This window comes from uncultured Agrobacterium sp. (genome assembly GCA_913777615.1).
Classification (GTDB): domain Bacteria; phylum Pseudomonadota; class Alphaproteobacteria; order Rhizobiales; family Rhizobiaceae; genus Agrobacterium.
On the sequence record CAJYTK010000005.1, the window covers coordinates 95,219 to 117,915 of the forward strand.

The 22,697-nt window shown below is 56.4% G+C and carries 20 protein-coding genes and 1 pseudogene; 2 read left to right on the top strand and 19 right to left on the bottom strand.

The genetic code is table 11. The annotated features are described in order from the left end of the window. Positions 1–44 precede the first annotated feature (44 nt). The 16 genes from flgD to QZ862_RS04290 all read right to left on the bottom strand — a co-directional run bounded on the left by flgD (position 45) and on the right by QZ862_RS04290 (position 16,287). Positions 45–464: a flagellar hook assembly protein FlgD gene (flgD, locus tag QZ862_RS04215; RefSeq protein WP_296039099.1), complete on the bottom strand. Its 420-nt coding sequence runs from the start codon at positions 462–464 to the stop codon at positions 45–47. Next, positions 458–904, bottom strand: coding sequence for a flagellar biosynthesis repressor FlbT (gene flbT / locus QZ862_RS04220; RefSeq protein WP_296018246.1), 447 nt, complete (start codon positions 902–904; stop codon positions 458–460). Before flbT ends, flgD begins: the two co-directional genes overlap by 7 nt. Beyond that, positions 901–1,248 (bottom strand): flagellar biosynthesis regulator FlaF, encoded by a 348-nt coding sequence (flaF, locus tag QZ862_RS04225; RefSeq protein ID WP_296018244.1) that lies wholly within the window; start codon positions 1,246–1,248, stop codon positions 901–903. The genes flbT and flaF overlap by 4 nt, the downstream gene beginning before the upstream one ends. Before the next feature lie 54 nt (positions 1,249–1,302). Continuing rightward, positions 1,303–2,316 (bottom strand): flagellar hook-associated family protein, encoded by a 1,014-nt coding sequence (locus QZ862_RS04230; RefSeq protein ID WP_296018241.1) that lies wholly within the window; start codon positions 2,314–2,316, stop codon positions 1,303–1,305. 1 nt (position 2,317) lies between these two features. Further along, the gene (gene flgK, locus QZ862_RS04235) at positions 2,318–3,760 is read right to left on the bottom strand and encodes a flagellar hook-associated protein FlgK (RefSeq protein ID WP_296018239.1); all 1,443 of its coding nucleotides are present in this window, start codon (positions 3,758–3,760) and stop codon (positions 2,318–2,320) included. 18 nt (positions 3,761–3,778) lie between these two features. Further along, a complete protein-coding gene (locus QZ862_RS04240) occupies positions 3,779–5,050 on the bottom strand; it encodes a flagellar hook protein FlgE (protein ID WP_296039102.1) in 1,272 nt (423 codons plus the stop codon). Between the two features lie 202 nt (positions 5,051–5,252). Then, entirely contained in the window at positions 5,253–5,924 is a 672-nt protein-coding gene (locus QZ862_RS04245) for a winged helix-turn-helix domain-containing protein (protein WP_296018236.1), read from the bottom strand. 279 nt (positions 5,925–6,203) lie between these two features. Then, on the bottom strand, positions 6,204–6,785 hold the full coding sequence (locus QZ862_RS04250) for a transglycosylase SLT domain-containing protein (RefSeq protein WP_296097721.1): 582 nt from the start codon (positions 6,783–6,785) through the stop codon (positions 6,204–6,206). Beyond that, on the bottom strand, positions 6,715–8,157 hold the full coding sequence (locus QZ862_RS04255; protein ID WP_296097723.1) for a flagellar hook-length control protein FliK: 1,443 nt from the start codon (positions 8,155–8,157) through the stop codon (positions 6,715–6,717). The genes QZ862_RS04250 and QZ862_RS04255 overlap by 71 nt, the downstream gene beginning before the upstream one ends. A gap of 1 nt (position 8,158) precedes the next feature. Further along, the gene (locus tag QZ862_RS04260; protein ID WP_296097725.1) at positions 8,159–9,451 is read right to left on the bottom strand and encodes a chemotaxis protein; all 1,293 of its coding nucleotides are present in this window, start codon (positions 9,449–9,451) and stop codon (positions 8,159–8,161) included. 12 nt (positions 9,452–9,463) lie between these two features. Then, positions 9,464–10,834: a MotB family protein gene (locus QZ862_RS04265; protein WP_296097727.1), complete on the bottom strand. Its 1,371-nt coding sequence runs from the start codon at positions 10,832–10,834 to the stop codon at positions 9,464–9,466. Further along, entirely contained in the window at positions 10,827–11,471 is a 645-nt protein-coding gene (locus tag QZ862_RS04270) for a hypothetical protein (RefSeq protein ID WP_296097728.1), read from the bottom strand. The genes QZ862_RS04265 and QZ862_RS04270 overlap by 8 nt, the downstream gene beginning before the upstream one ends. A gap of 358 nt (positions 11,472–11,829) precedes the next feature. Beyond that, positions 11,830–12,795 carry a flagellin gene (locus QZ862_RS04275; RefSeq protein ID WP_296018225.1) on the bottom strand — a complete coding sequence of 322 codons (966 nt, stop codon included), beginning with the start codon at positions 12,793–12,795 and terminating at the stop codon, positions 11,830–11,832. Between the two features lie 293 nt (positions 12,796–13,088). Next, a complete protein-coding gene (locus QZ862_RS04280; RefSeq protein WP_296018223.1) occupies positions 13,089–13,964 on the bottom strand; it encodes a flagellin in 876 nt (291 codons plus the stop codon). 303 nt (positions 13,965–14,267) lie between these two features. Further along, on the bottom strand, positions 14,268–15,140 hold the full coding sequence (locus QZ862_RS04285; protein WP_296018222.1) for a flagellin: 873 nt from the start codon (positions 15,138–15,140) through the stop codon (positions 14,268–14,270). A 277-nt stretch (positions 15,141–15,417) separates the two neighbouring features. Continuing rightward, positions 15,418–16,287 carry a flagellin gene (locus tag QZ862_RS04290; protein WP_296018220.1) on the bottom strand — a complete coding sequence of 290 codons (870 nt, stop codon included), beginning with the start codon at positions 16,285–16,287 and terminating at the stop codon, positions 15,418–15,420. A 359-nt stretch (positions 16,288–16,646) separates the two neighbouring features. Here QZ862_RS04290 and QZ862_RS04295 point away from each other — a divergent pair, with 359 nt between their 5' ends. Then, a complete protein-coding gene (locus tag QZ862_RS04295; RefSeq protein ID WP_296097730.1) occupies positions 16,647–18,569 on the top strand; it encodes a glycosyltransferase family 41 protein in 1,923 nt (640 codons plus the stop codon). Positions 18,570–18,713: 144 nt separating this feature from the next. Here the strand turns inward: QZ862_RS04295 and QZ862_RS04300 are convergent, their stop codons facing one another. The 3 genes and pseudogenes from QZ862_RS04300 to flgF form a co-directional block, all read right to left on the bottom strand. Next, on the bottom strand, positions 18,714–19,253 hold the full coding sequence (locus QZ862_RS04300; protein WP_296018216.1) for a flagellar protein: 540 nt from the start codon (positions 19,251–19,253) through the stop codon (positions 18,714–18,716). 2 nt (positions 19,254–19,255) lie between these two features. Then, a pseudogene (gene fliI / locus QZ862_RS04305) lies at positions 19,256–20,563 on the bottom strand (flagellar protein export ATPase FliI); the annotation flags it as partial. 102 nt (positions 20,564–20,665) lie between these two features. Then, a complete protein-coding gene (flgF, locus tag QZ862_RS04310; protein ID WP_296018214.1) occupies positions 20,666–21,400 on the bottom strand; it encodes a flagellar basal-body rod protein FlgF in 735 nt (244 codons plus the stop codon). 423 nt (positions 21,401–21,823) lie between these two features. On the opposite strand from flgF, the gene motA reads away from it, so the two are divergent. Beyond that, the gene (gene motA, locus QZ862_RS04315) at positions 21,824–22,696 is read left to right on the top strand and encodes a flagellar motor stator protein MotA (RefSeq protein WP_296018213.1); all 873 of its coding nucleotides are present in this window, start codon (positions 21,824–21,826) and stop codon (positions 22,694–22,696) included. The last annotated feature ends 1 nt before the right edge of the window (position 22,697 follow it).

Here is a 22,697-nt window from a genome sequence, read left to right on the forward strand (position 1 = left end):
CCGAAAGCTGCCATTAGAGATACTATGTGATTCGACGGAAGGCGTTAAGCTGCCGTCTGGGAGATTTTGATGCCTTGTCCGATCGCAATCGTCGCGCCCGTCGTCGTGTTGGCCGTTAGCCCTTCGGACGTGACTTCTACAGACTTAACGATGCCGCTCGTTTTGCCATCGGCGCTGGTGATCGTCTTGCCGATGTAGGATGAGGCGTTTGAGAGAGACGAGGCTGAAATCAGGCTCTCCAGATTGGTATTCATCTTGATGGACTGCTCTACCTGCGAGAAGGTCGCAAGCTGCGCAACCTGCTGGCTCGGATCCATAGGATCGGTAGGGTCCTGGTTCTTCATCTGGGTGATGAGAAGCTTCAGGAAGTTGTCGTAATCGAGCGTCGCCTTCTTGGCATCCGTCTTCGATGCGGATGTTGCAGTGGTCGCTGTCGATGCAGAACTGGTGACTGGGTCTACCATGGCGCGATTTCCCTTCGCAGTTCGCTCACCGCCGCAGGCGTGATCTCATGGCTGTTGAGAATGCTTTCTTCCTTGGCGTAGAGACCGCGAATGGTCTTCAGCGCGTCAAAAGGACGGCCGGACGAAACCGTGGCATCGATCCGTTTCAATTCGGAACGAATTTCTTCGTTCTTGAAGGTGGCGAGCAGCATGGTGATCGACTTGCGGAAGAGTGTCAGCGACTGCTCCTTGCCTTCCGGATTGATCAGCATCATCTGCACGATGAAGTACAGCTGCCGCAGAGGTGTGGTCGTATCCTCAAGTTGAAGGACATGGTTTTCAAGAAGAAACGTCACATCGTTGAGGAATTCCAGGGACACTTTTCTATCGACCCGAAGTACGGCGCCGTTAATGAAGATTTTTTCCCCAGACTTCAAGGAAATCCGCAGTGTACTTTTCATTTTAGTCCATCCTTGATGATGGTGGTGACGTCGATAATGCCCTGGTAGTTCGTAGAGTTACGCTTGCGTATCTGCTCGCATTCCTTGAGAATCCACATGGCGATGGAAATAAGGTTGGCTTTCAGTTCGACCGGCAGTTCATTCTCGGGTTGCCGGAGATCGTCAATGAAACGTGTCCAAACCCGCCTTGTGTAGAAAATGGCCTCAATGCCGTCCTTGCCATATCTGTCCTGCTGCTTGGCAATCTCCAAGAGTTCGATAGATCGCTCAAGGACCTGTCTTTCCCGGTCGCGGGCAATATGGGGGTCATCCTCCATGATCTCCGCATATGAAAACTGGAACATTTATTTTTCCTTCATGGCCCAATGCGCCGCCCGTCATCGGCGGAATAGTTCCTGTTAAATGAAGTTCACGAGGCTAAGCCCCTGAATTTTCGAAGTGATTTTGTAAGACGTCTCGACCTGGTTCAAAAGCGTGGTGAGCCGCGTCGATGCTTCATAGGTGTCGATGCCCACAAGATCGGAAAGCTGAGTGTCGATGATGGTCTTTTGCGCACTCATATAGGTGTTCGCCTTTTCCACTCGCTCCTGAGACAAGCCGATCTTGGCACGCTGAGTATCGATGTTGGCAATGGCGGCGCCTGCAAGCTTGGTCGTGGTTTCATTCACCACTGACAGCGCGCTCGCGCCCAAACCATGATTGACCAGCTGAGAGGATATCACACTGGCGAGCACCAGGTTCTTGAAACCGTCAGCGTTGGCGCTGGTGGATGTCGATACGGTTTCCGAAGTGCTAATGCGGCTGCTCATCGTGGTATCGGACGCATTGGTCCAGGACGACCAGTCGAAATTGTCCTGATAGTCCTGCAAGAAGCTCGCGACATCGGTTGGCGAGGCCGCAGACGGATCCGGAAAGCGAGTGTCGAACGCCGTTTTCAGATCGCTGCCGATATCGGCGATGAAGCTATCGTTCAACGTCTGCGCGTCGGTATTGATGCCCGAGAACAGGTACTCCCCGTTGACGGCGGTGTTCGCATAGCTGGTGAAATTCTCCAGCACCGAGTTCGCAGTCGTCGCCGCCACTCCAAGGCTGCTGGAGTCCGTGTTGCCGCTGAGCGCGATAACCGAATTGAGCAGGGTCTGTGCCGAATCCGACATGTTCTTCATCGCAAGTTGCGATGCATCCATGCGCTGCTGTGCGACCGAGTTCGAATCGACGATCGACTGAAGCCGCTTGCTTTCGCGGGTGTAATCGAGACTCGTCGAGGTGCGCGTCCCAAGTACCACGCCGGCATCAGAATAGGTGCCGGTAACGGCTTCCTTCTGCAGCTTGCTGATTTCGGCCTGAGCGTTGGTCACCGTCAATTGCATGGCCGTGCTGACGGTTTGTGAGGAGATCGCCGTTGTTTTCATATTAGTTCGCTGCCTCCAACAGTGTCTTCAGAAGATCGTCTACCGTCGACATGAGCTTTGCGGCTGCCTTGTAGGACTGCTCGATATCGAGAAGCTGAATAAGCTCCTCATCGAGATTGACGCCGGTTGCGTTGGAATAGGCTTCCTTCGATTTGGTCAGCATGACGGAGGTGTTATCGGCTGCCGACGTGGCGTTGCTGCGATATTCCTCGATGAAGCCGACAGAGTCCGTCGCAAAGCTGAGAAGCGTCGTATTGGTGGAGAGGCCGACAGCTGGATCGAAATCCATCTGCGTGTTGAGACCCGCGGTGTATTTGTAGAGAAGATCCGAATAACCGCTCGATCCTGCCGTGTTCGGGCTCGTTCCGGCAATGCTGCCGTCGCGCAGTTTTGTCGGCGCTGCGACCGCATTGGGAGCCACGGAGATCAATCCGGCGAGGCCCGGGATAACCTGGGGCGTCTCGAAATCCACTGTCGATGCGTCGCGGGTAGTGAAGAGACCGGCGACAGGATTGCCCGCGCCGTCATCTTCGGCAAAGGTCTTCATCAGTCCACGGGCGATTTCATCCAGTTGCGACTGATAGCTCGGATAAACCTCGTCACGCAATTGAAGCAGGGCCGGAAGTCTGCCCTTCGCCGTGGTATTGCTTCCCGAACCAGGCTTGACCGCCACGCCGTCGATGAAGATCGAGGAGCCGGTGGTGGATGCGTCATAGGCGGCGCGAGGCTCGAAGGATATTTTTCGAGGTGTGGTCTCAAACAGCGTCGTGCCATCGGACGTGTAGATCGCAATGTCGTTGCCCGAACGGACAGCCGTCGAAATACCGATGATACCGGAGATTTCCTTCAGCAGGCCTTCGCGCTTGTCGAGCGCGTTGTTCGGATCGCGTCCAACCGACGTTGCGTATTTGACCGAATCGTTTGCCTGTTCGAAATCGGACAGCAGTTGATTGAGCTTGGCGACGGTGTTTTGAATGTCGCTATCGGCATCGGCGCGCAACTGCTGGACCGAGTTGGTCGACGTATTGAGGGCATTGGCAACGTCCGTCGACGCGCTGACGACAGCGGACGCCAGCGTCACGTCGCTTGGCGAGGCTGCATAGGTCTGCAAGGCGTTCTGTAGCGCTGCCAGATAGGTAGAGGGTGCTGCCGTATATTCTTCTCCGCCTAGAACGACGCTCAGCGACTTCATTCCATCCAGGAACTTTTGCTTACCGGCATCGTCGGAAGAGGCAGAAAGGTTCTGCTTGAGAAGAGCGGTGTCTTCAACTCGCTCGATCTTGACGGTGATGGCACCGGTTGACAAGCTTGTGCTGGTGACTGCCGCCCGGCGATTGTAATCCGAAGAGCTTGCATTCGAAATATTATTCGAAACGACGGCGCTCTGGAGCGACGTATTGCTCAGAGTGGCCTTAGCCGTATTCAGTGCCGAACCAAGCGACATTCACTCGTCCTCTAAACGTTATCTTACCAGATTGATGAGTACGTCCATCAGATCGGAACCCGTCTGGAAGACCTTGGAATTTGCCGTGTAGCTGCGCTGAGCCTGGATCATTTCAGTCAGTTCGTTGGCGATATCGACGTTCGACTGCTCCAACTGCTTGGAGGCGATCGTTCCAAACCCGGTCTGACCGGCAAATCCAAGCGTTACGACGCCAGAGTCGGCAGTAGTCTGGAAGACGTTGCCGGAGAGTACCTTCAGATTGTTCGGGCTTGCCACATCGGCCAGCGGGATCTGAAACAGCGGGCGGGGCGAGGATTTGGCATAGGTCGCGTAGACCGTTCCGTCTGCATTGATGGAAACGGACTGAACTTCCTCGGCCGGGTTACCGTTGACCGAGCCCTTGGAGATCGTCGACTTTTCCGCGCCGAGTTGCGACATGCCGGAAAGATCGACGGTGATCGAAGTGCTGTTATTCGTGTCGTCGATCAGGATCGTTGCGGGATCGTTCGTCAGCTTGCCGAGATCGTCGTAGCTCATGGTTTCAGTGGTCAACGCTGGCTGCGAGTAAGGGAAGCCGCCAGTGGCCGATGCAAACGCCGAGTCGTAGACAGATACTTCCCATTCGCCATCTCCGGTTTTGGAGAAGTAGAAATCGTACTTCACTGCATTGCCAAGAGGATCGTAACCCGTCACCGAGGTCTTCAAGGTGCTGACCTGATCGACATTGACAGTGGATGAGTTCGTGCTCGGCAGGTTGGCTGCTGCCACGATCGGCGCGGAATCTGTCAGGTTGCCGGTCAGAGCACCGGATGTAGAGGCCGTAGCCGTCATGCCATCGGCTGAAATATTGACCGGGACCAGCCCGTCGTAACTATTGATCACGGTGGTCGGCGTCGTACCGGTGTATTTGTAGCCGAGCAGCTTGAAGCCACCATCATTGACCAGAAAGCCTTCATCGTCTGGCTTGAAGGAACCGGCCCGCGTCAGGAACGTGTTTCCTGCCGTATCCTGTACGACGAAGAAGCCGTCGCCCTGAATGGCGATGTCGGTCGCTGATTGGGTCGACTGCAGTGGTCCATTCTGCGAGATGGAGTAATTGACGTTGGTCATGACGCCACCTGAATTGTAATTACCGCCACCGGAGCCCAGCACCAGCGTCGAAAAGGATGTCGACGCACTCTTGTAGCCAGTGGTGCTGGCGTTCGCGATGTTGTCACCGACCGTCCCGAGCTTGTTGGCCTGAGCGCCCATGCCGGATACAGCAGTTTTCATCGTTCCAAAAAGGCTCATGTCGAATCCTCTATTCCTGTTCTTGCTGACGTTAGGATGCGGGCCTTGCGTGAGGCTGTCTGTTTTTGTCAGCCTGGAAAATTTCGTTGCGCCGGACATGCGGCAGCCTGAAAACGAAAAAGACCGGCAAGGACCGGTCTTCGCAAAAGATGTTATTGAAATGTAAAAACAAAATCGCGGGCTCTTATACCCGCGATGACATTCATGACCAATCGATGCAGTATCCGAGGAACCGCTTGGAGTCGATCGGATCGAAGCCGAGCTTCTTGCGCAGCTTCTTGCGCAGCTTGCTGATGTGGCTTTCAACAACGTTCTCTTCGACCTCTTCGTCGAAGATGCCGTAAATGGCGTTGAAGATCTGCGCCTTGGAAACGCGGCGACCACGATTGGCGATTAGATATTCCAGAATGCGACGCTCGCGGCGCGGAAGCGGGAACACTTCGCCACTCACTTCCGGGTCACGGCCGTCGGAAAAAACCCGGATTGGACCGACATCGGTAAACTGGGTGATGACATTGAGCCTGCGGCGAATAGCTGCCGCACGTGCGAGGATTTCGCGCGGATGAACCGGCTTTCTGACTACGTCGTCAACGCCACAATCGAACAGCGCGAGCGTCGCGTCCAGCGAATGCTGGTCGCTGACAGCAATCACAGGTGCCTGGGAACGATCACGGATCGTTCTTGGCAACTCGTGAGAGGTCTCGGCCTGCCCAATCAGAAACGCTTCGATCGCAGCAATGTCCGAGTCCGCTGCGGTGTTTACCCACTCTCCAAATTCTGCTGGATCAAATCCAGTCGAGGGAATTCCCTCTCGGCCAAACAGGGCCGTATATCCTTCTTTAACGAGCTTGCGCTCATCAACTACCACGATCATTCGTCCGCCTCCGAATCAGTGTAGCCAACCTACGTCTAGGGTGTACGAATCGGGCGAATCTCTCACAATTATAGGAAAATACAGGTAATAATTAATAGTTGATTAACCATACTGTGCCGATTTGAACTATATATAGTATGTCTTTTCAAAAAATGGGATATTTTTTCGTGGGAAAAGCTTGTGGAAAAAATTGCAGGGATTGACTCATAAAATTTGACCAATTCTCGCCGCATTTCAAAACGTGCAGAATTCAGCATAGCTAATACAATCAGTGATTGCTTATCCCTGGCAAAATTTGCGGGCATTCGCGGTCCATTGACCATAACCCGTTGCGACCAGATTACTGATCACGCGGCAGACATAACGCTGCTGCGCGGGGTCGTTGTTCGGCCCGGCGTGGTACCTTGCTACCGCCATCGTCCAGGTCTCATGCCTGTCGTGCAGCTGCTTGAGAAAGCGTGCAGCATAAGCGACGTTCTTTGAAGGCTCGAACATATCGCCAATAGACCGGAACTCCGCTCCGTGAAAATAGACGTTGATCTGCATGCAGCCGACATCAATCAGCTTGGCTCCTCGCTGTCGGGCCTCCTCAACCATGCGGTAAGCCTCCCCGCGGTTCTCTGGGAAAAAGGCCTTGCCTTCGATATTGATTGCGTAGGGGCTGAGCGACCCCTTGCGTCCGGTTTCCGTCAAGCCGACGGAATAGAGAATTCCTTCGGGAATACCGTACTGGCTTGCGGCGTCATGAATTTGCCGCTCGCACTCCACTGCGGCTACGGGCTGTGATGCCTCACAGGTAGACGTGGCCAGGACGAGCGCCAGCAGCGCGAGGAGGTGTTTCAGGCTGTACCGTGATATCATTGCCGTTGGCCTCCTCGGGACCATTGGAGCGCCCCTGGCGATAGAATTGAGGCTGCGCCTGCGATCTCTCATCATTGCCGCGATGGCTGCCCTGCTGCGCGCCGTGCTGGCCAGGATCGCCGGACTGGCGGTTATTGGTGGAATTGTCCTGGCGGTCCGTACCGGTTGCCAGCGAAACGGTCACGTTTTCGACACTGAAACCCTGGGACTTCAATGCATCGACAATTGCGGAGCCGTCTTTTTGAAGCTCGGCGTACCCCTTCAACGTATGCGCGGTCAGATGGACACTGAGCTCATCGCCAACGAGCTTCAAGGCCGCTGTCACGTGACCGAGATCGACCGGGCTCATCTGGATCTTCAGCGTATGAACCACCTGGCCGGTGCTGGTCACCAGTGGCGCGCCCGCTGTCTGCCCGGCCATGGCCGTTGCCCAGTCGGGATCAGATGTCATGGCCGCCGTGATATTGGTTGTGTTGGCTGTGGGCGCGAGCGCAAGAAAGCGCCTGCTGTCGAGCACCTGAACGACGTCGAGATTTGCGGTCGATGCGAGCGTCGCATCGATCTTGGTCGAGCCATCCTCATGAGACGCTATGTGAAGGTCGATTGCTGACACGTCTGCCTTGGAAACACGCACGACCGTTGCCGGTACGGCATCCTCACCTTCTATGGACGGCTCAACCGGCAGCAGAGCCCCGCCCTCGGAAGACTTGGACTGAGGACCTGTCTGGACGGGGTTCACCGGCTCGCTTGTCGGCGCTGCCGCCACGGCAAGAAGCGACATCAAATCCGGACCATTGCCCGCGGGCGCTGTCGCTACATCGGCCTCGTCACCATCTGCCGGTTTCTCACTGTCGGTATCCGTCGTCTCGTCTTCGACAGGCGCTTCCGCTTTGCCTACGGCCTTGGTCATTGCTTCGATGAAAGTCACCAGATCCGCGAGTGACCCGGCCGTCTCGTCGGCGCTAGCCTGTTCTGCGGGCGCGCCGGGCATAGTTTGAGTGGTCTTAGGCAGGTCGACAAGATTAAGCAGGATAGCGGGCTTGCCCGTCGGCGCTTGTTCGTCGTTGGTAGGGGCTTGCCCTTGCCCGTCATTTGAAGCGGCCACGGGTGCCTTGTCATCGGATTGACGCGCCTGGCTCTGAGCGCCCGTGTCGCCGGAGGCCGATGACGGAGCGGGCTCTCTCGATGTCGCACCAGACGCGCGCGGTTCTGCCTGATCCGTGGATGCAGGTCGTTGTGCTCGCTCGTCAACGGCGCCAAGCACATCGGAGAAGCCGGATCCATTCTGTTTGGATGCTCCCCCGCGATCACGTTTGTCAGCAAGCTTGACGGTGTCGGCATTGGCCGGCACGAGATTGGTCAGGACATTCATGTCATCCTCCTTCTTGCTTCAGCATGGAGTCGATTTCGTTCAACCGCGCCCGGTTCTTGTCGAAAAAAGTCTTTAGTGGAGCGCTATCATCCGTATGCACGGCAGCCTCTTGTGGTGCCTTTGCAGCGGGCTCGGCTTCAGTCTTGTCACCGACGCTGGTGCCAGAGGCCACACCGGCGGCGGCGGCGCTGCTGCCTTGCGCGGCATTGGCTGCCACCGGGCTACCGCCGCCCTCAGCTTGAATACTCGGTGAAGCCGGCGGCCGCATAATCTGCTCCGCGACAGCTTTTGCAGCATCGCGCAAGGCAAGGTCGCGTGGGGAGAGTTCATCTGCCGGAATGGTGGCAAGAGAATCGCTAGCATTGACGACGTCTCGACCCGATACGCTGGTCAAACCAGAATAGAGCTTTGAGAGGGGTTCACGCGCCGTGTCTCCGGTCTCATCGGTCAGCGCGTTGGCTCTGTCCGCAGCAAATTTGGCAAGTTCCATCCGACCTTGCAGGGAGGCCTGCCGGGCGATGCGCAGATAAATCTCCTGCGCCCTTTCCGCATCCATCAGTTCCGCGATGTCGCCGATATCCTCGGTGCTCACCGGACCGTAATTATCGATTGCGAAGCTGACGAAGAGATCGGCAAACTGCGAGGCGTAGGGCGAATGGAGAAACCGAAGCGCATATTTCCGGACATAGAGCAGCCCCTTCTCGGGCTGCTTCAACTGTAGCGTCGCCATGATCGAGCGGCGCAAAGCCGCTTCCTCGATGATCGTGCCGGGAGCGCTCAGTCTAGCATCGTCGAAGAAGGGCAGTGAGCCCGCCGGGTCCTTTGAAAAGGCAATATTTCCAGCGATCAGCATGAGATAGGGACCCATGCGGTTGTTCCGATATTCCGGGATCAGGTCGGCGACGATCTTGTCCACCATCCCACCACGGCCGCTCAAATACTTTTGCAGGACGTTGACCACGCGGGAATCGAAATATCCCTGCACATCCTTGGCAACGAGATAGTTCAGCGTCGCCGGATTGCCGCCGCTCATGATGTAGATCAGAGCCGCGTCGGCGTTCTTTACGTCCGAGAACACCGACATGTTCGATGTGCGCAACGTCGTATCGAAGGTCGCGAGCAGAAACTTCTGCATGTCGCGCGCGGAATGATCTCCCATCACGACCGAGTCCTGCACGAATTGCAGCGAACGGAGAATTTTTGCAGGCGGAAGGTCGCTCTGCGCCTGCCCATGGCACGGCGCAAGAAGCCAGGAGACGCCCATCAACAATCCAGCAATATGAGTGGCTCTCATCATCCGCTGGCCTCAACCGTCCTCAAGCAATATCTCGATACGGCGATTGGCGCCGTTGAGCGGGTCATCTGCGCTTTGCAAACGACGGTCAGCAAAGCCCGACAATTGTTTGATGCGGCCTTCATCCAGCCCGCCGCGCACCAGCATGTAATAGGCTGCATGGGCGCGATCCATCGACAATGTCCAGTTGTCTTTACCGCCGCTATTGTAAGCCCGACCGTCGGTATGTCCGCGAATGACGACTGCGCCTTTCTGCTTGCTTAAAACCTCGCCGATCTTGCCCATGGCCACCACAAGGTCGCGCTGAGGCACGGCAGACCCTACGCCGAACATCGCCGAACTTGTCTTCTCCGAAATGGTAATCAGCGTTCCGCCTTCAGCAGGGGTCACGACAATGCCCTCCGCAAGCTTGCCCGCGACGCCGGAAACCTGTTGCGCGATTTCCTTGCGCAGTTCATCGGCAGCCTTTTCATCGGCCTGGGAGACCTTCACCGGCGTGGCAGGCGTGGACTGCGCATCTTGCGTGCCAGCAGCCGGATCGGCTTTCTGACCTTGGTCAGGTTTAGGGGTGGGGCGAGGGATCGCCATCGCCACGTCCTGCGGCTTTTCCGCCTCCGGGTCCAGTTCATCTTCTGAAGCCTGGACGGCTTTTACCGCTTTCGCATCGACGGGAGAGCCCAGCGTGTCCGGATCGCCAATGATGCCTGCGACATCCTGCTTCGGCGGCTCGGATTTCTCACTATCAGGCTTCTGTGCCTTTTCCGGCAGCTTGGTATCCTGGATCGTCACGGACGGGTTCTGCTGCGCAGTGTCCATCTGCTTGCTCCAGAAATCCGGGTCGAAGGGGTCGCGATAAGCCTCGCCGCCCGACGCACCGGTGGAGGGGCCGGATTCGCTTGCGCCGCCCTCACCCTTGGCACTGACATTGGCTTGCTGCCCGACTTCTTGAGCGATTTCGGCCAGGACGGCGTAAGGATTTTCGAAGAAAGCCGCCTCGGAGAAATTGACATTCTGCCCAGCGGTGGTGGTCGAATCCTCCCCGCTTGCCGCAGCGCTTCCCTCGGTCGTTTTGTCCGATTTCGTATCGGACTTCGCGCTCGTTTCCTCGCCTTGTTCCTTCTTGGCAGGCTGTTTCAATCCGCGCGCAGCAGGCTGCTCATCGGTCAGCTTGATCGGGTTGAAATAGCTTGCGACCGAAGCCGTCGTCTTTTCGTTCGACGCATTGACGAGCCACATGACGAGAAAGAAAGCCATCATCGCCGTCATGAAGTCGGCAAAGGCGATTTTCCAGGCACCACCATGCGCGCCGTCATGACCACCCTTGTGCCGCTTGACGATAATGATTTCGTTCTTGCCGTGATGGTGATTTTCGCTTTCACTCATCCGACAGGCCTCTCAAGCTCTGAAAAAACTCCGACAATCTCGTCATCAAAACTGAATTATCCATCTGAACCTGAATATCGATGTCGTCGGACGTATCGAAGTCGATATGGTTGTCGACATCGTCCAAGTCCTTGCGCAGCCTTGAGAGCAGATGCTCCGGCCCGCTGATCCTTATCGTTCCCGCATACCCGTCTTTTATGTCCTGCATGATCTGGGCGGAAATCTCCGCCGCGGTCTTGCGAGCCAGTTCCTCCTCCACGAAGTGGCTCAAGACCTTGAGGCAGGCATCTTCGACGTGCTGGTTCACGGCCTGCTTCATCGTGACGACCGAGGTCGCGAGGTGACCGGCAATTTCTTCTTCGAAGCGGATGCGCTGGGCTTCCAGTTCTTCGTCATGGCGCGCCTTCAGAGCCTCAAGCTCTGCCTGATGCTCGTCCTCGAGACGTTGTCTTGCAGCCTGCTCTCCCTCTTCGAAAGCCTTGCGCTTCTCCTCTTCCAGATCGACGGTCGGCTCGACCGAAGGAGCCCACTCGCTTTCAAAGGCTAGCGCCGGCATATCGAGCTCAAGCGTAACCGGCTCCTCTGCCGGCACAAACTGGCTGAAGTCCTTCAAGTATTTAGTCAGCGCTGCACTCATCCACGCACCTGGCACCAGACATGACATCCGGCTTTATCAATCCGAAAGGCCTTGCGCCGTAAGCGCAAGGTGTTGGCAGCTGCGATGCAAAGACCAAGGGCCTGAACAGGGACAGCTTTTCATCTTGCAGGGTAGAGAGCCAAACTTGTGCGAGGATGAACCTCTCCGGCCTTCGTGTCGCAGCGCGACAATATTGTTGGCGGGGCCAGCTTGCAGATGACAAAACATCGAGGCCGCGCCCAGTCATAGACCGGCAAGTCGGATGGGCTGGCTGAACCTGACCGCCCTGCCCTTCCTCAATTGTCCGGCTTAAGCCTATCGCGCTGGTATTTCCGGCCAGACGCGCAAAGCGGCAGCGTCAACCAAACAGACTGGCAAGGCTCTTTCGGAAGCTATTGGCCATCGAAACGACTTCTACCGCCAAATCGCGTTGCGATTTATAGGCTGCCAGCCGGGTCGATTCTTCTTCCATATCCGCATCGACCAGACGGCTGACGCTCTTGTCCAATGAATCGCCAAGTGCGCCCACGAAGGACTGCTGCTGGTCGATACGGTTGGACATGGTGCCGAAGGAGCTACCGAGACCCTTCAATTTAGCGGAAATTTCTCCAACGACGGCAACCATGTCGTCGAGCTCTTCCTTCGTCGTGTCCGCCGAAATCGCGATTTCCTGGCCACCCGGCGGCGTCGTTCCATCGGGGCTCATCAGGTAGTAGTCACGGGACGCAGCCGTACCGTCGGGGTTGAGCGGGGATGCATCGATCACCCTGCTGAACAGACCGCGCGCCGGGTCGTTCGTGTCGATGAGCACCGTTTCAGATGTCTTGATGCTGAGATATTGCAGACTGATCGACCCGTCAGGACCCTTTTTGTAAGAGAAGGGAACAGACTTGGTGTCGGTCAATTGGGGGGCGGTGTTGTACAGCCAGTTGTCGCCCGAAAACGATGCGGCCTGAGCCACGGACGCCAGGTTCTTCTTGAGTGCCGATATCGACCCATTGATCATCTCGCGATTGGTGCTCGGGTCATAGGCGGTGATCAACTGCGTCATGATCTTGTCGAGAACTTCAATCGACGAAGAGACGGCCTCATAGGCAGTATCCACCTTGGACGCGCCAAGACTTAAAGCATCGCCGACGCTGCTTAAAACGCTACCCTCGGACTTCAGGTTCTTGGCGGTGGACCAGTACCCGGCATTGTCCGCAGCCTCGCCGATTTTCAACCCGCTGCTGGTGACCTTCTGAACCTTGTCCAGATTTTCATTGCTGAAAAGCAGTGTTTGAAGAGCGCTCTGCACATAGCCAGAGGTCATGATTTTCGTCATGTCAGCAGTCTCGAGGCGAGTAAAACACATGCCATTTCTGGCGGATCGACCCCGTCGTCATGACAAGGCAAATAGCGGACCGGCTGCGGCATTCCAGGCAGAGCCTCTGACGGCTTGCGTGTAAAGACGGTTAAAAAAGCCAAGGCGAATCAAAAGATTGCCCAGTAGACCATCAAGCCATGATGAAACTTGTGCGAAGCTGGAGACGTGGCCTTCGACCGATCTTGCCGCTTCAATAACAAAGGCCGCGCTTTCCAGAAAACGCGGCCTTTGTTCTGTTCTGGCGAAAGACTTTACTGGCGGAACAGGGTCATCAGGTTCTGCGAGCTGGAATTGGCGATCGACAGAGACTGGATTGCCAACTGTTGCTGTGTCTGGATGGCGGAGAGTTTTGCGGACTCTTCTTCCATATCAGCATCGACGAGGCGGCTAACGCCCGCCTCGATCGCATCCGACAGCTTGGCGGAATACTTGTCCTGGAGATCGACGCGGATCTGCAGAGCGCCGAGTGCGGCGGCAGAGTCGGTCATTCTGCTGATCGCGGTTTCGACCGTGTCCATGAAGGTGTCGATCTGACCCTGCGTGGTGATGCTGGTCAACTGAATGGTCATGACGGCGCTGAGAATGCCGCCGCTGCCGACATTGTTGGCGATCGTTGCGAACAGGGCATAGGTTTCGACGTTGAATGTCGCCGTCGTCACCTTGACCGTTCCGTCAGCTTCGCGAATGAAGCCGTCGACGACGCTGGCCTCCGTATTGGTCGATACCATCCAGTTTTCGCCGGAGAAGGAGGCACCTTGTGCGATGGCCGAAAGCTGCTCCTGAAGCTTGCCGATTTCGAGCTGGATCTGACCTTTGTCCGTCGACTTTTCACTGGCTGTTACCAGCTTTGCCTTGATTTCGTTGACCGCGCTAATGGCGCTTTCCATGGCCGCATAAGCCGTATCAACCTTCGCTGCGCCCACGCCAAGTGCGTCGGAGGCGGCGTTCAGGGCCTTATTGTCGGAATTCATCGTGGTTGAGATCGACCAATAGGCCACATTGTCCTTGGCCTGCGCGACCTTGTAACCTGAAGAAACACGGTCCTGCGTGTTGGACAGGGTGGTATTGATGTTGCGCAACGTCTCCAATGCGGACATAGCGGAGGTGTTGGTCAGAATGCTGGTCATCTTAAGTGGCCCCTTTGGCAATCTCTGGAAGAAGGGACATTCCGGTCAAGCCGGGAAACGCGTCGGATAGCTTCATGCCTACCGAACTGTGGGTTCGGTGCGCTGTTTCGATGAGCACAGAAAACAGCTTTATGGTTAACAAACGTTTAAATGTAGGGAAGTTTTTACTTCAATGAACGCTACGTTAATGTGGGAGATCGACGTTAACTATCCCTAATTATCTGATAATAATGGATATTTTTGTTTTTGACCAAAACGAAAAAAGCCGCGCTGACGCGCGGCTTTTCATTAAAACGGAAGCGATTAGCCTCTGAACAGCGACATGATGTTCTGCGAGCTGGAGTTCGCAATCGAGAGCGACTGGATCGCCAACTGCTGCTGGGTCTGCAATGCCGACAGGCGCGCGGACTCTTCTTCCATGTTCGCATCCACCAGGCGGCTGACGCCAGATTCGATGGCATCCGACAGCTTGCTGGAGAACTTGTCCTGCATGTCGATACGTGTCTTCAGCGCGCCGAGGGCTGCCGCACCATTGGTCATCTTGCCAAGCGCCGTCTCGACGGTGTCGAGGAAGGTGTCGATCTTGCCTTGCGTGGTTACGCTGGTGAGTTCGATGGTCATGACAGCGCCAAGGATACCGCCACTGCCAACGCCGCCGTCGATGGTGGAGAACATGGCGTAGCTGCCAGCCTTGAAGCTTGCCGTATTGATCTTAACGGTACCGTCGCTTTCACGGATGAAGCCGTCGACAACTGTCGTGTTGGTGGTGTTCACCATCCAGTTTTCGCCGTTGAAGGATGCTGCCTGGCCGATTGCCGAGAGCTGTTCCTGAAGCTTTTTGACTTCAAGTTGGATCTGTTCCTTGTCGACCGAGGTTTCACTCGATGTGACGAGCTTCGCCTTGATTTCGTTGACGACGTCAATAGCGCTGTCCATGGCGGCATATGCCGTATCGACTTTTGCAGCACCAACGCCCAGTGCGTCAGTCGCAGCGCCGAGGGCCTTGTTGTCGGACTTCATGCTGGTGGAGATCGACCAGTAGGCAACGTTGTCCGACGCCTGCTCTACGCGCATGCCGGAGGAAACGCGATTCTGAGTGTCGGTCAGGTTGGAGTTGATCGAGCGCAACGTCTGCAGTGCGGACATCGCGGATGAATTGGTCAGAATGCTCGTCATTAAAACTGCCCCTCTGGCAAGTATAAAAGAAAGGGACATTCCGGTTTTACCGGTAAACGACGTACAGCGTCATGCTCGCTGAGTGAACCTATTAACACTTCAGCCGTCGTTCTGATGAATTCATCTAACAACGTTAGGGTTAACAACGGAATAATATATAATTAAAATAGGGTAAAAATAGAAATTAATCAGTTAATACGTTTTTAACTTGGGTTAATAAAAAGAAAAGGCCAAGTCTTGCGACCTGGCCTCTTTAATATTCTCTTTACGGCTGAGCTTAACGGAAGAGCGAGAGAATGCTCTGCGAGCTGGAATTGGCAATCGACAGCGACTGGACCGCGAGCTGCTGCTGGGTCTGCAGTGCAGACAGACGAGCAGACTCTTCTTCCATGTTTGCGTCTACCAGGCGGCTGATGCCAGCGTCCATGGCATCGCTGATCTTGCCCGCGAACTTTTGCTGCAGGTCGATGCGGGTGGACAATGCACCGAGAGCAGCAGCGCCCTTGGTCAGGCTCTTCAGAGCGGTTTCGACAGTCGTCAGGAAGCCGTCGATTTTGCCCTGCGTTGCAGCGCTGGTGAGTGCAATGGTCATCACGGCGCTCAAGATGCCGCCGCTGCCAACACCGCCGGCGATCGTCGAGAACATGGCATAGCTTGCAGCCTCGAAGTTCGCCGTGTTGATCTTGACGGTGCCATCGTCCTTGCGGATGAAGCCGTCGACAACCGTCGTCTTGGTGGCCGTGACCATCCAGTTTTCGCCGTTGAAGGATGCTGCCTGGCCGATAGCCGAGAGCTGTTCCTGCAGCTTCTTGACTTCAAGGTTAACCTGATCCTTGTCGACAGAGCTTTCGCTCGCCGTAACCAGCTTCGCCTTGATTTCGTTGACGACGTCGATGGCGCTGTCCATCGCAGCGTAAGCCGTATCGACCTTTGCAGCACCGACGCCCAGCGCGTCAGTCGCGGCGCCGAGCGCCTTGTTGTCCGACTTCATGCTGGTGGAGATCGACCAGTAGGCAACGTTGTCCTTGGCAGATCCGACCTTGAGGCCAGAGGAAACGGCGTTCTGGGTAGTGTTCAGTTTGCTGCTGACGTCACGCAGGGTCTGAAGTGCAGCTGTAGCGTTTGCATTGAAGTTGATGCTAGACATGATTGCCCCTTTTTTACGAAATACATGAGAGGGACATGCCGGATTTCACCGGCGTAAACGGTTCGGCATCATGCCACTCGGGTCCATTTTCTGAAGGACACCAAACCCGTCACGTGACGATGAAAATGGCCCCCAAGCATTTCGAACTTCTTAATTTGACCCGTTGAATGCCCAGTTCCGGGGGCTACAGTTAACGTTGTGTGAACGGCTTGAAACGGATCTCGGGGCAGCACTCACGCTTTCCCGTTTCGAGCAAGGTTCATCCTGTAGGGTCGGTTGAATTTTCTATTCGCCGCAGATCGGTCAGCACCCCGGGTGGTGCCTTCCGAGATGTCGAGCAAGAGGACGCAACGGACCCAATGTTAAACGAAATCAGCTATTCGGCCGCTTCCAAGCATTTCAAGACGGGACGCTACACAGAAGCGCTGACGACGTTGAACCGGCTGATGGACACGAACCGGGATGCCCGCACCTATGCATTGCTGGCGAAAACGCTGCTTCAGCTTGGACTGAAGGAACAGGCCGCCACGTCCTACGAACTTGCCTACCAGCAAAACGGTCTCGATGCCGAAACCTACCTGGTCGAGAGCATCAAGCTGTTTTACGAATGCGGCGAGAAAGACAAGGCTCTGGCCCTTTCCAACCGGCTCATTCACCGGTTCCACAAACATCTGGACGTGGCCTACATCGTAGGATCGCTGCTGCTGGAGCGTGGCGAAAACCGCATTGCCCGGACGTTGAAGACGATCCTGATGAAGAGCGAGAATATCGAGCATATCAAGCTCGGCGCCCGCATCGCGATCACCACTTGGGATCTTTTCGATCCAAGCGATATCGACACCGCCCGCGTTCTCCTGTCGAGATTGCCGCACAACAATCCCGTGCGCCTGATGTATCTGGTGTTTAGCCGCGAACACAGCAGGTTCGACAATATCGAGAAACATCAGCCGATCATCGATGCGGCCGTGGCAGCAGGCGATACGTCTTTCGTTTCGCTCGACGGCACCTTCTTCAATCTACACTGGAGCGGAGACGAGTATATCAACCAGCTGGCGCGCTCCAACACGCCAGACTTCAGCCCCGATATGACCGCAAGGCGTCGGGCAATGCCACATGAGTGGGGCAAGAAGATCCGCGTCGGTTACCTATCGTCGGACTTCTTCGACAAGCACGCCACGATGAAGTTGATCCGCCGCGTTCTGGAACTGCATGACCGCGATCGTTTCGAAATCACGCTCTTTTGCCACTCCGACGAGGCATTGCTGAAGACAAACGAGGCCGACCGAAGCCTGTGGGGCGACGTCGTGACCATTCGCGATATGACGAACGAGGAAGCGCACGCAGAAATGCGCGCACGCAACATCGATATCATGGTCGACCTGAAGGGACATACGGCCGGCAACCGGACCTCTATCCTCAATATGGGCGCTGCACCCATTCAGGTGGCGTGGATCGGTTTTCCCGGGTCGGTCGTCAATATCGATCTGGATTACGCCATCGGCGACCATTATGTGCTGCCGGAAAGCTCCAAGCCCTTCTATCATGAAAAGTTCGTTCGCCTCCCGGAAACCTATCAACCGAATGATCCGCTCAACCGTCCGTTGGCAAAGCAGGTCAGCCGTGCGGATGTCGGCCTACCGGAAGATGCCTTCGTCTTCGCCTCTTTCAACGCCAACCGCAAGATCACGCCACGCGTCATCGAACTGTGGTGCGATATCCTGAAGAAGACGCCGAACAGCGTGATCTGGGTGTTGCATAATAGCCAGGTGAGTGCGGTCAACATCATGAAGAAGTTCACCGAAAGCGGCATTTCTGCCAAGCGCGTGTTCCTCATGGGCAAGCTGGATTTCGAACTCCATCTCAACCGTATTACGGCAGCGGATCTCGGTCTCGACACCTTCCCGGTCAATGGCCACACGACGACGTCCGAACAGCTTTGGTCCGGCTTGCCTGTCCTGACAGTCAAGGGCACGAATTTCGCCTCGCGGGTCAGCGAAAGCCTGCTGAATGCCATCGGCACGCCCGAACTCATTGCCAGCGACGAAGAAGAGTATGTGAGACAGGCCGTATTCTACGCGCAGAACCCGGACAAGCTGAAGGAGGTGCGCGACCGTATCGCGGACAACCGTTTCGTCACGCCGCTCTTCGACGCTGAACGCTTCTGCCGTCATCTGGAGACCGCCTATGAAATGATGGTGGAACGGGCCAAGCAGGGCGACGAGCCGGATCATTTCGATGTGCCGGCACTGCCAAAACGCGAAACTCCCTTCCTCGATCGGTAAGAAGCATCCAGGAAGGCTCCCCCATGAGGAGCAAAGTTCAAAGCAGAAAGGCCGCTTCGGAAGAGGCGGCCTTTCTGCTTTACGATCAATATCTTCATCGCCAGGCCACGCGGTCCACGCGTAGGGAGACGGTATTATAGCTCTCTATTCGGAGTAGAGTTCTCCGGCCGACGTCACGATCTTCCATCGTCCGCCATCTCTCGTCATCGAAATCAGCCGGCTCTCATCAGGCAGGACAGACCCAATCTGGACGAGGAACATGCCGGACTTATCTTCGATCAGCGCGCGCCCGTTGGAGACATGCAACAGCTTGAACTGCACTCCGCCCGGGAAGGGTTGCGGATTCATGGGGTTGTCGGCATTCAGGTCGCTGGTCCCGTTAGCCGGAACCGTCGCCGTAATGACCGAGTCCAGTGCCGTGTCTGCGGCGTCCTTGCTTTCACTGCCTGCAAGGGTATCGTCGGCATGCGGCATGACTGCATCGCCACCGCCACCGCCGCGCTGCGGGACATTCATCAACGCTTCCCAGCCACGACCGCTCATGCCGAATTTTTCCGGATTGAGGAAGACGTACCACGGCAAGGCGGCAGCGGCCGCTGCGACGGCGATCAATCCACCGGTGAGCATTCTGTCGAATTGGGTGGTTGACTGCGCCTCGGTGGTCTTGCGCTTTCTAAGTTTCATGATCAGGGTCCCCGACGCTGTGCGGCTGCCATCTGGCTGTTCACCGGCGCGTTTCTCAGCGCATTTGCCAATTCTGCATAGGCGTCGATCACCGTTGGATCGCCCGGCGATTGTTTGAGAACTTCATAGACGAAGGGAACCTGCTTGACGGCCATATCAAGCTCCGCATCGACGCCCGGACGATACCCGCCGATCAGACGCAGGTCTTTGGTTTCCTCGTAATTGTGAATGAGCGACTTCAGTCGCGAGACCAGCTTGTGCTGGTCGGGTGTCCAGGCCTTGTGGGACAGACGCGAAATGGAGGCCAACGGATTGATCGGGGGATAACGCCCCTCATCTGCCAGGGACCGATCGAGCACGATGTGACCGTCGAGAATGCCGCGGGTCGAATCCGCGATCGGATCGTTATGATTGTCGCCATCGACAAGGATCGATATGATGGCCGTGACCGTACCGGTCCCCTCCTCGCCGGGCCCTGCCCGTTCCAGAAGCTTGGGAAGTTCGGTAAAGACGGATGCGGGGTAGCCGCGCGCAATCGGCGGCTCACCGGCGGCAATCGCAACTTCGCGAATGGCATGGGCAAAACGCGTGATGCTGTCGGCGATGAAGAGGACGTTTTCCCCCTTATGGCGGAAATGCTCGGCAATGGTCATGGCAACCAGAGGCGCCATCTTTCGCAGCATCGGGCTCTCGTCGCTGGTGGCGACGACGGCAATCGACTTCTTCATATTGTCGCCGAGCGTGTCCTCGATGAATTCGCGGACTTCGCGACCACGTTCGCCGACGAGCGCAATGACCACCCTGTCGAAGGCATCTGCTCTGGCGAGCATCGACAGAAGCGTCGATTTGCCAACACCCGAGCCCGCGAACACCCCGAGACGCTGACCCAGGCAAAGCGGCGTGAAGATATCGATCGCTTTCACGCCGGTACGGAAACCGGAGACGACGCGGCTGCGGCTCATGGATGGCGGCGGCAATGTCATCACCGAGCGCTTTTTCGTGCCTTTCAAGAGCGGCCCGTTGCCGTCTATCGGTTTGCACAGCGAATTGATGGTACGCCCGCACCAGCTATCATCGGGCTGGACACGAAACTCTCCATCACGCAGCACAACGTCGTTCACGCCGATCGGATCGCCGGGTTCAATGGGGCAGACATAGATGAGGTCCGGCTCAACACGCACCACCTCGCCGAGATGCAGACCGGTTGCGCTTTTATGGACGACGAACTCACCGAGCCGCACACGTTCCGAAAGGCCACTGACCGTATAGTGGCCAGCCGCTATGGTGCGCACGCGCCCCCCGCGTGAGACGGGCACGCCCGACGCCAGTTGCGAGGCCGCGATATGCGCAAGCGCATCGAGTTTATGAAACGGCGAAGGCTGCGGCTGAATATCCATCATGGTCTATGCCGGTTACTGACCGCCTCCAAGCGTGCGGATCGCCTGGGAGAAATTGTCCTCTGTCGACTTCATCATCGACGAAATGCCCTCGAATGCGCGGTTGACCTGGATCAGCTGCGTCATTTGTGAAATGCCGTTGATGTTGGATTGCTCGACATAGCCCTGGACAATGCCGACATCACCTTGATCCACCACCGGCTGCGGCGCCTGGGAAAAGATCACGCCACTATTCTCATAGCGCATGAAACCCTTGCTCGGATCGGCGGTGAACAGCCCGATCTGTCCCATGGTCCGACCATCCTGAATGATACGTCCATCCGCACCGACGCTCGGTTCTCCCGCAGCGGGATTGAGCTGGATCGGCGCACCGCCGGAATCGAGAACCGGAAAGCCCTTGGTCGAAATCAATTGCCCGGTGGTCGACATCGAGAAGCGGCCATCTCGGGTGAGAACCTGTCCCGACGGCGTGTTGATGGCAAACCAGGCATCGCCCTTGACCGCAAAGTCGAAGGAGTTGCCTGTGCGCTCCAGCTCGCCGTTCTGCGTCGAAAGGTAGTCGTTGCCCTGTGTTACGAAGGCAATATTGGCACGCAGATCGTTCTTCGTCTGCGCCATGACCTGATTGAATTTCACCTCAGTGCCACGAAAGCCAACGGTATTCATATTGGCGATGTTGTCCGCGATGGTCGTCAGGCGGCGTTCCAAGGCGATCTGGGACGAGATACCCACGTATAAACCAGATTGCATGCTCTTCTCCTGTTTGGACTTCAGACCAAGGACGTGCGGCAGAATGCGCCACATCATGGCCTCAAGGCCTAGAGGCGTTTGCTTGCGCGAAACTTTTGGTCCGCGGCACCCGGGGGTCAGAACCCAGCCAAAATAGGCGATCGCAAATCGACAAGCCGTACATGAGAAAAGAAACGACGAGACGTCGTGAAGTGCCTGACGGAAGATCCGGCCCAGTGCGATCTGGCGATGCCTTCTCTCCTCTTCCATCTCAAGCAACTGACCGATCTCTGCCGGCAGCGCCTACGATCTTCTTTCCGAGAGACAGAAAAATCATTCCCCTGACCAGCGCCGTCGAATGTCCAAACGGACACCAAGCCAGCCTCGCGCAAGGCATGATGCCTAACCATTCGGGAGAAAAATTGGCTGAGGTGTGAGCGTCAGATGAATATCGTTATTGGACTGGTTATTACTTTCGGCTGTATTCTCGGCGGCTTCATGGCCATGGGCGGCCATCTGGACGTTCTGGTTCAGCCGTTCGAACTTGTCATCATCGGTGGTGCCGGTCTCGGTGGCTTCATCATGTCCAACCCGATGAAGGTGGTGAAGGATTCCGGCAAAGCGCTGGGCGAAGCCTTCAAGTTCGCCGTGCCGAAGGAACGTCACTATCTCGACGTGCTGGGTGTCCTCTACTCGCTGATGCGCGACCTGCGAACAAAGTCCCGAAACGAGATCGAAGCCCATATCGACAATCCCGAAGAATCCTCGATCTTCCAGACCGCGCCGTCGGTCTTGAAGAACAAGGAGCTGACGTCCTTCATCTGCGACTATGTCCGCCTGATCATCATCGGCAACGCCCGCAGCCATGAAATCGAAGCGCTGATGGACGAGGAAATCGAAACGATCCTCTACGACAAGCTGAAGCCTTATAACGCGATCACCGCGATGGGCGATTCCTTCCCGGCTATCGGTATCGTCGCGGCCGTTCTCGGCGTTATCAAGGCCATGGGTAAGATCAACGAGCCCCCTGCCGTTCTCGGCGGCCTTATCGGCGCGGCCCTCGTCGGAACCATGCTTGGTATTCTTCTTTCCTATTCGATCTGCAACCCGCTGGCATCCCAGGTCAAGATCGTGCGCTCGAAGCAGCACAGGCTTTACGTCATCGTGAAGCAGACGCTGATCGCCTATATGAACGGCTCCGTGCCGCAGGTCGCACTGGAATATGGACGCAAGACCATCTCCGGCTACGAGCGCCCATCAATCGACGCCGTCGAGCAGGAAATGATGAACCCCGGTGGCGACCAGAAGGCGGCTTGAT

What these genes read in the sequence shown, in the direction of transcription:
- QZ862_RS04295 (WP_296097730.1), top strand. Translation starts at nt 16,647, where the DNA reads ATGTTAAACGAAATCAGCTATTCGGCCGCTTCCAAGCATTTCAAGACG.
- QZ862_RS04245 (WP_296018236.1), bottom strand. Translation starts at nt 5,924, where the DNA reads ATGATCGTGGTAGTTGATGAGCGCAAGCTCGTTAAAGAAGGATATACG.
- QZ862_RS04250 (WP_296097721.1), bottom strand. Translation starts at nt 6,785, where the DNA reads ATGATATCACGGTACAGCCTGAAACACCTCCTCGCGCTGCTGGCGCTC.
- QZ862_RS04280 (WP_296018223.1), bottom strand. Translation starts at nt 13,964, where the DNA reads ATGACCAGCATTCTGACCAACACCTCCGCTATGTCCGCATTGGAGACG.
- QZ862_RS04290 (WP_296018220.1), bottom strand. Translation starts at nt 16,287, where the DNA reads ATGTCTAGCATCAACTTCAATGCAAACGCTACAGCTGCACTTCAGACC.
- flgD (WP_296039099.1), bottom strand. Translation starts at nt 464, where the DNA reads ATGGTAGACCCAGTCACCAGTTCTGCATCGACAGCGACCACTGCAACA.
- motA (WP_296018213.1), top strand. Translation starts at nt 21,824, where the DNA reads ATGAATATCGTTATTGGACTGGTTATTACTTTCGGCTGTATTCTCGGC.
- QZ862_RS04240 (WP_296039102.1), bottom strand. Translation starts at nt 5,050, where the DNA reads ATGAGCCTTTTTGGAACGATGAAAACTGCTGTATCCGGCATGGGCGCT.
- QZ862_RS04275 (WP_296018225.1), bottom strand. Translation starts at nt 12,795, where the DNA reads ATGACGAAAATCATGACCTCTGGCTATGTGCAGAGCGCTCTTCAAACA.
- QZ862_RS04285 (WP_296018222.1), bottom strand. Translation starts at nt 15,140, where the DNA reads ATGACGAGCATTCTGACCAATTCATCCGCGATGTCCGCACTGCAGACG.
- flbT (WP_296018246.1), bottom strand. Translation starts at nt 904, where the DNA reads ATGAAAAGTACACTGCGGATTTCCTTGAAGTCTGGGGAAAAAATCTTC.
- QZ862_RS04230 (WP_296018241.1), bottom strand. Translation starts at nt 2,316, where the DNA reads ATGAAAACAACGGCGATCTCCTCACAAACCGTCAGCACGGCCATGCAA.
- QZ862_RS04265 (WP_296097727.1), bottom strand. Translation starts at nt 10,834, where the DNA reads ATGAGTGAAAGCGAAAATCACCATCACGGCAAGAACGAAATCATTATC.
- QZ862_RS04270 (WP_296097728.1), bottom strand. Translation starts at nt 11,471, where the DNA reads ATGAGTGCAGCGCTGACTAAATACTTGAAGGACTTCAGCCAGTTTGTG.
- QZ862_RS04300 (WP_296018216.1), bottom strand. Translation starts at nt 19,253, where the DNA reads ATGAAACTTAGAAAGCGCAAGACCACCGAGGCGCAGTCAACCACCCAA.
- flaF (WP_296018244.1), bottom strand. Translation starts at nt 1,248, where the DNA reads ATGTTCCAGTTTTCATATGCGGAGATCATGGAGGATGACCCCCATATT.
- flgK (WP_296018239.1), bottom strand. Translation starts at nt 3,760, where the DNA reads ATGTCGCTTGGTTCGGCACTGAATACGGCTAAGGCCACTCTGAGCAAT.
- flgF (WP_296018214.1), bottom strand. Translation starts at nt 21,400, where the DNA reads ATGCAATCTGGTTTATACGTGGGTATCTCGTCCCAGATCGCCTTGGAA.
- QZ862_RS04260 (WP_296097725.1), bottom strand. Translation starts at nt 9,451, where the DNA reads ATGAGAGCCACTCATATTGCTGGATTGTTGATGGGCGTCTCCTGGCTT.
- QZ862_RS04255 (WP_296097723.1), bottom strand. Translation starts at nt 8,157, where the DNA reads ATGAATGTCCTGACCAATCTCGTGCCGGCCAATGCCGACACCGTCAAG.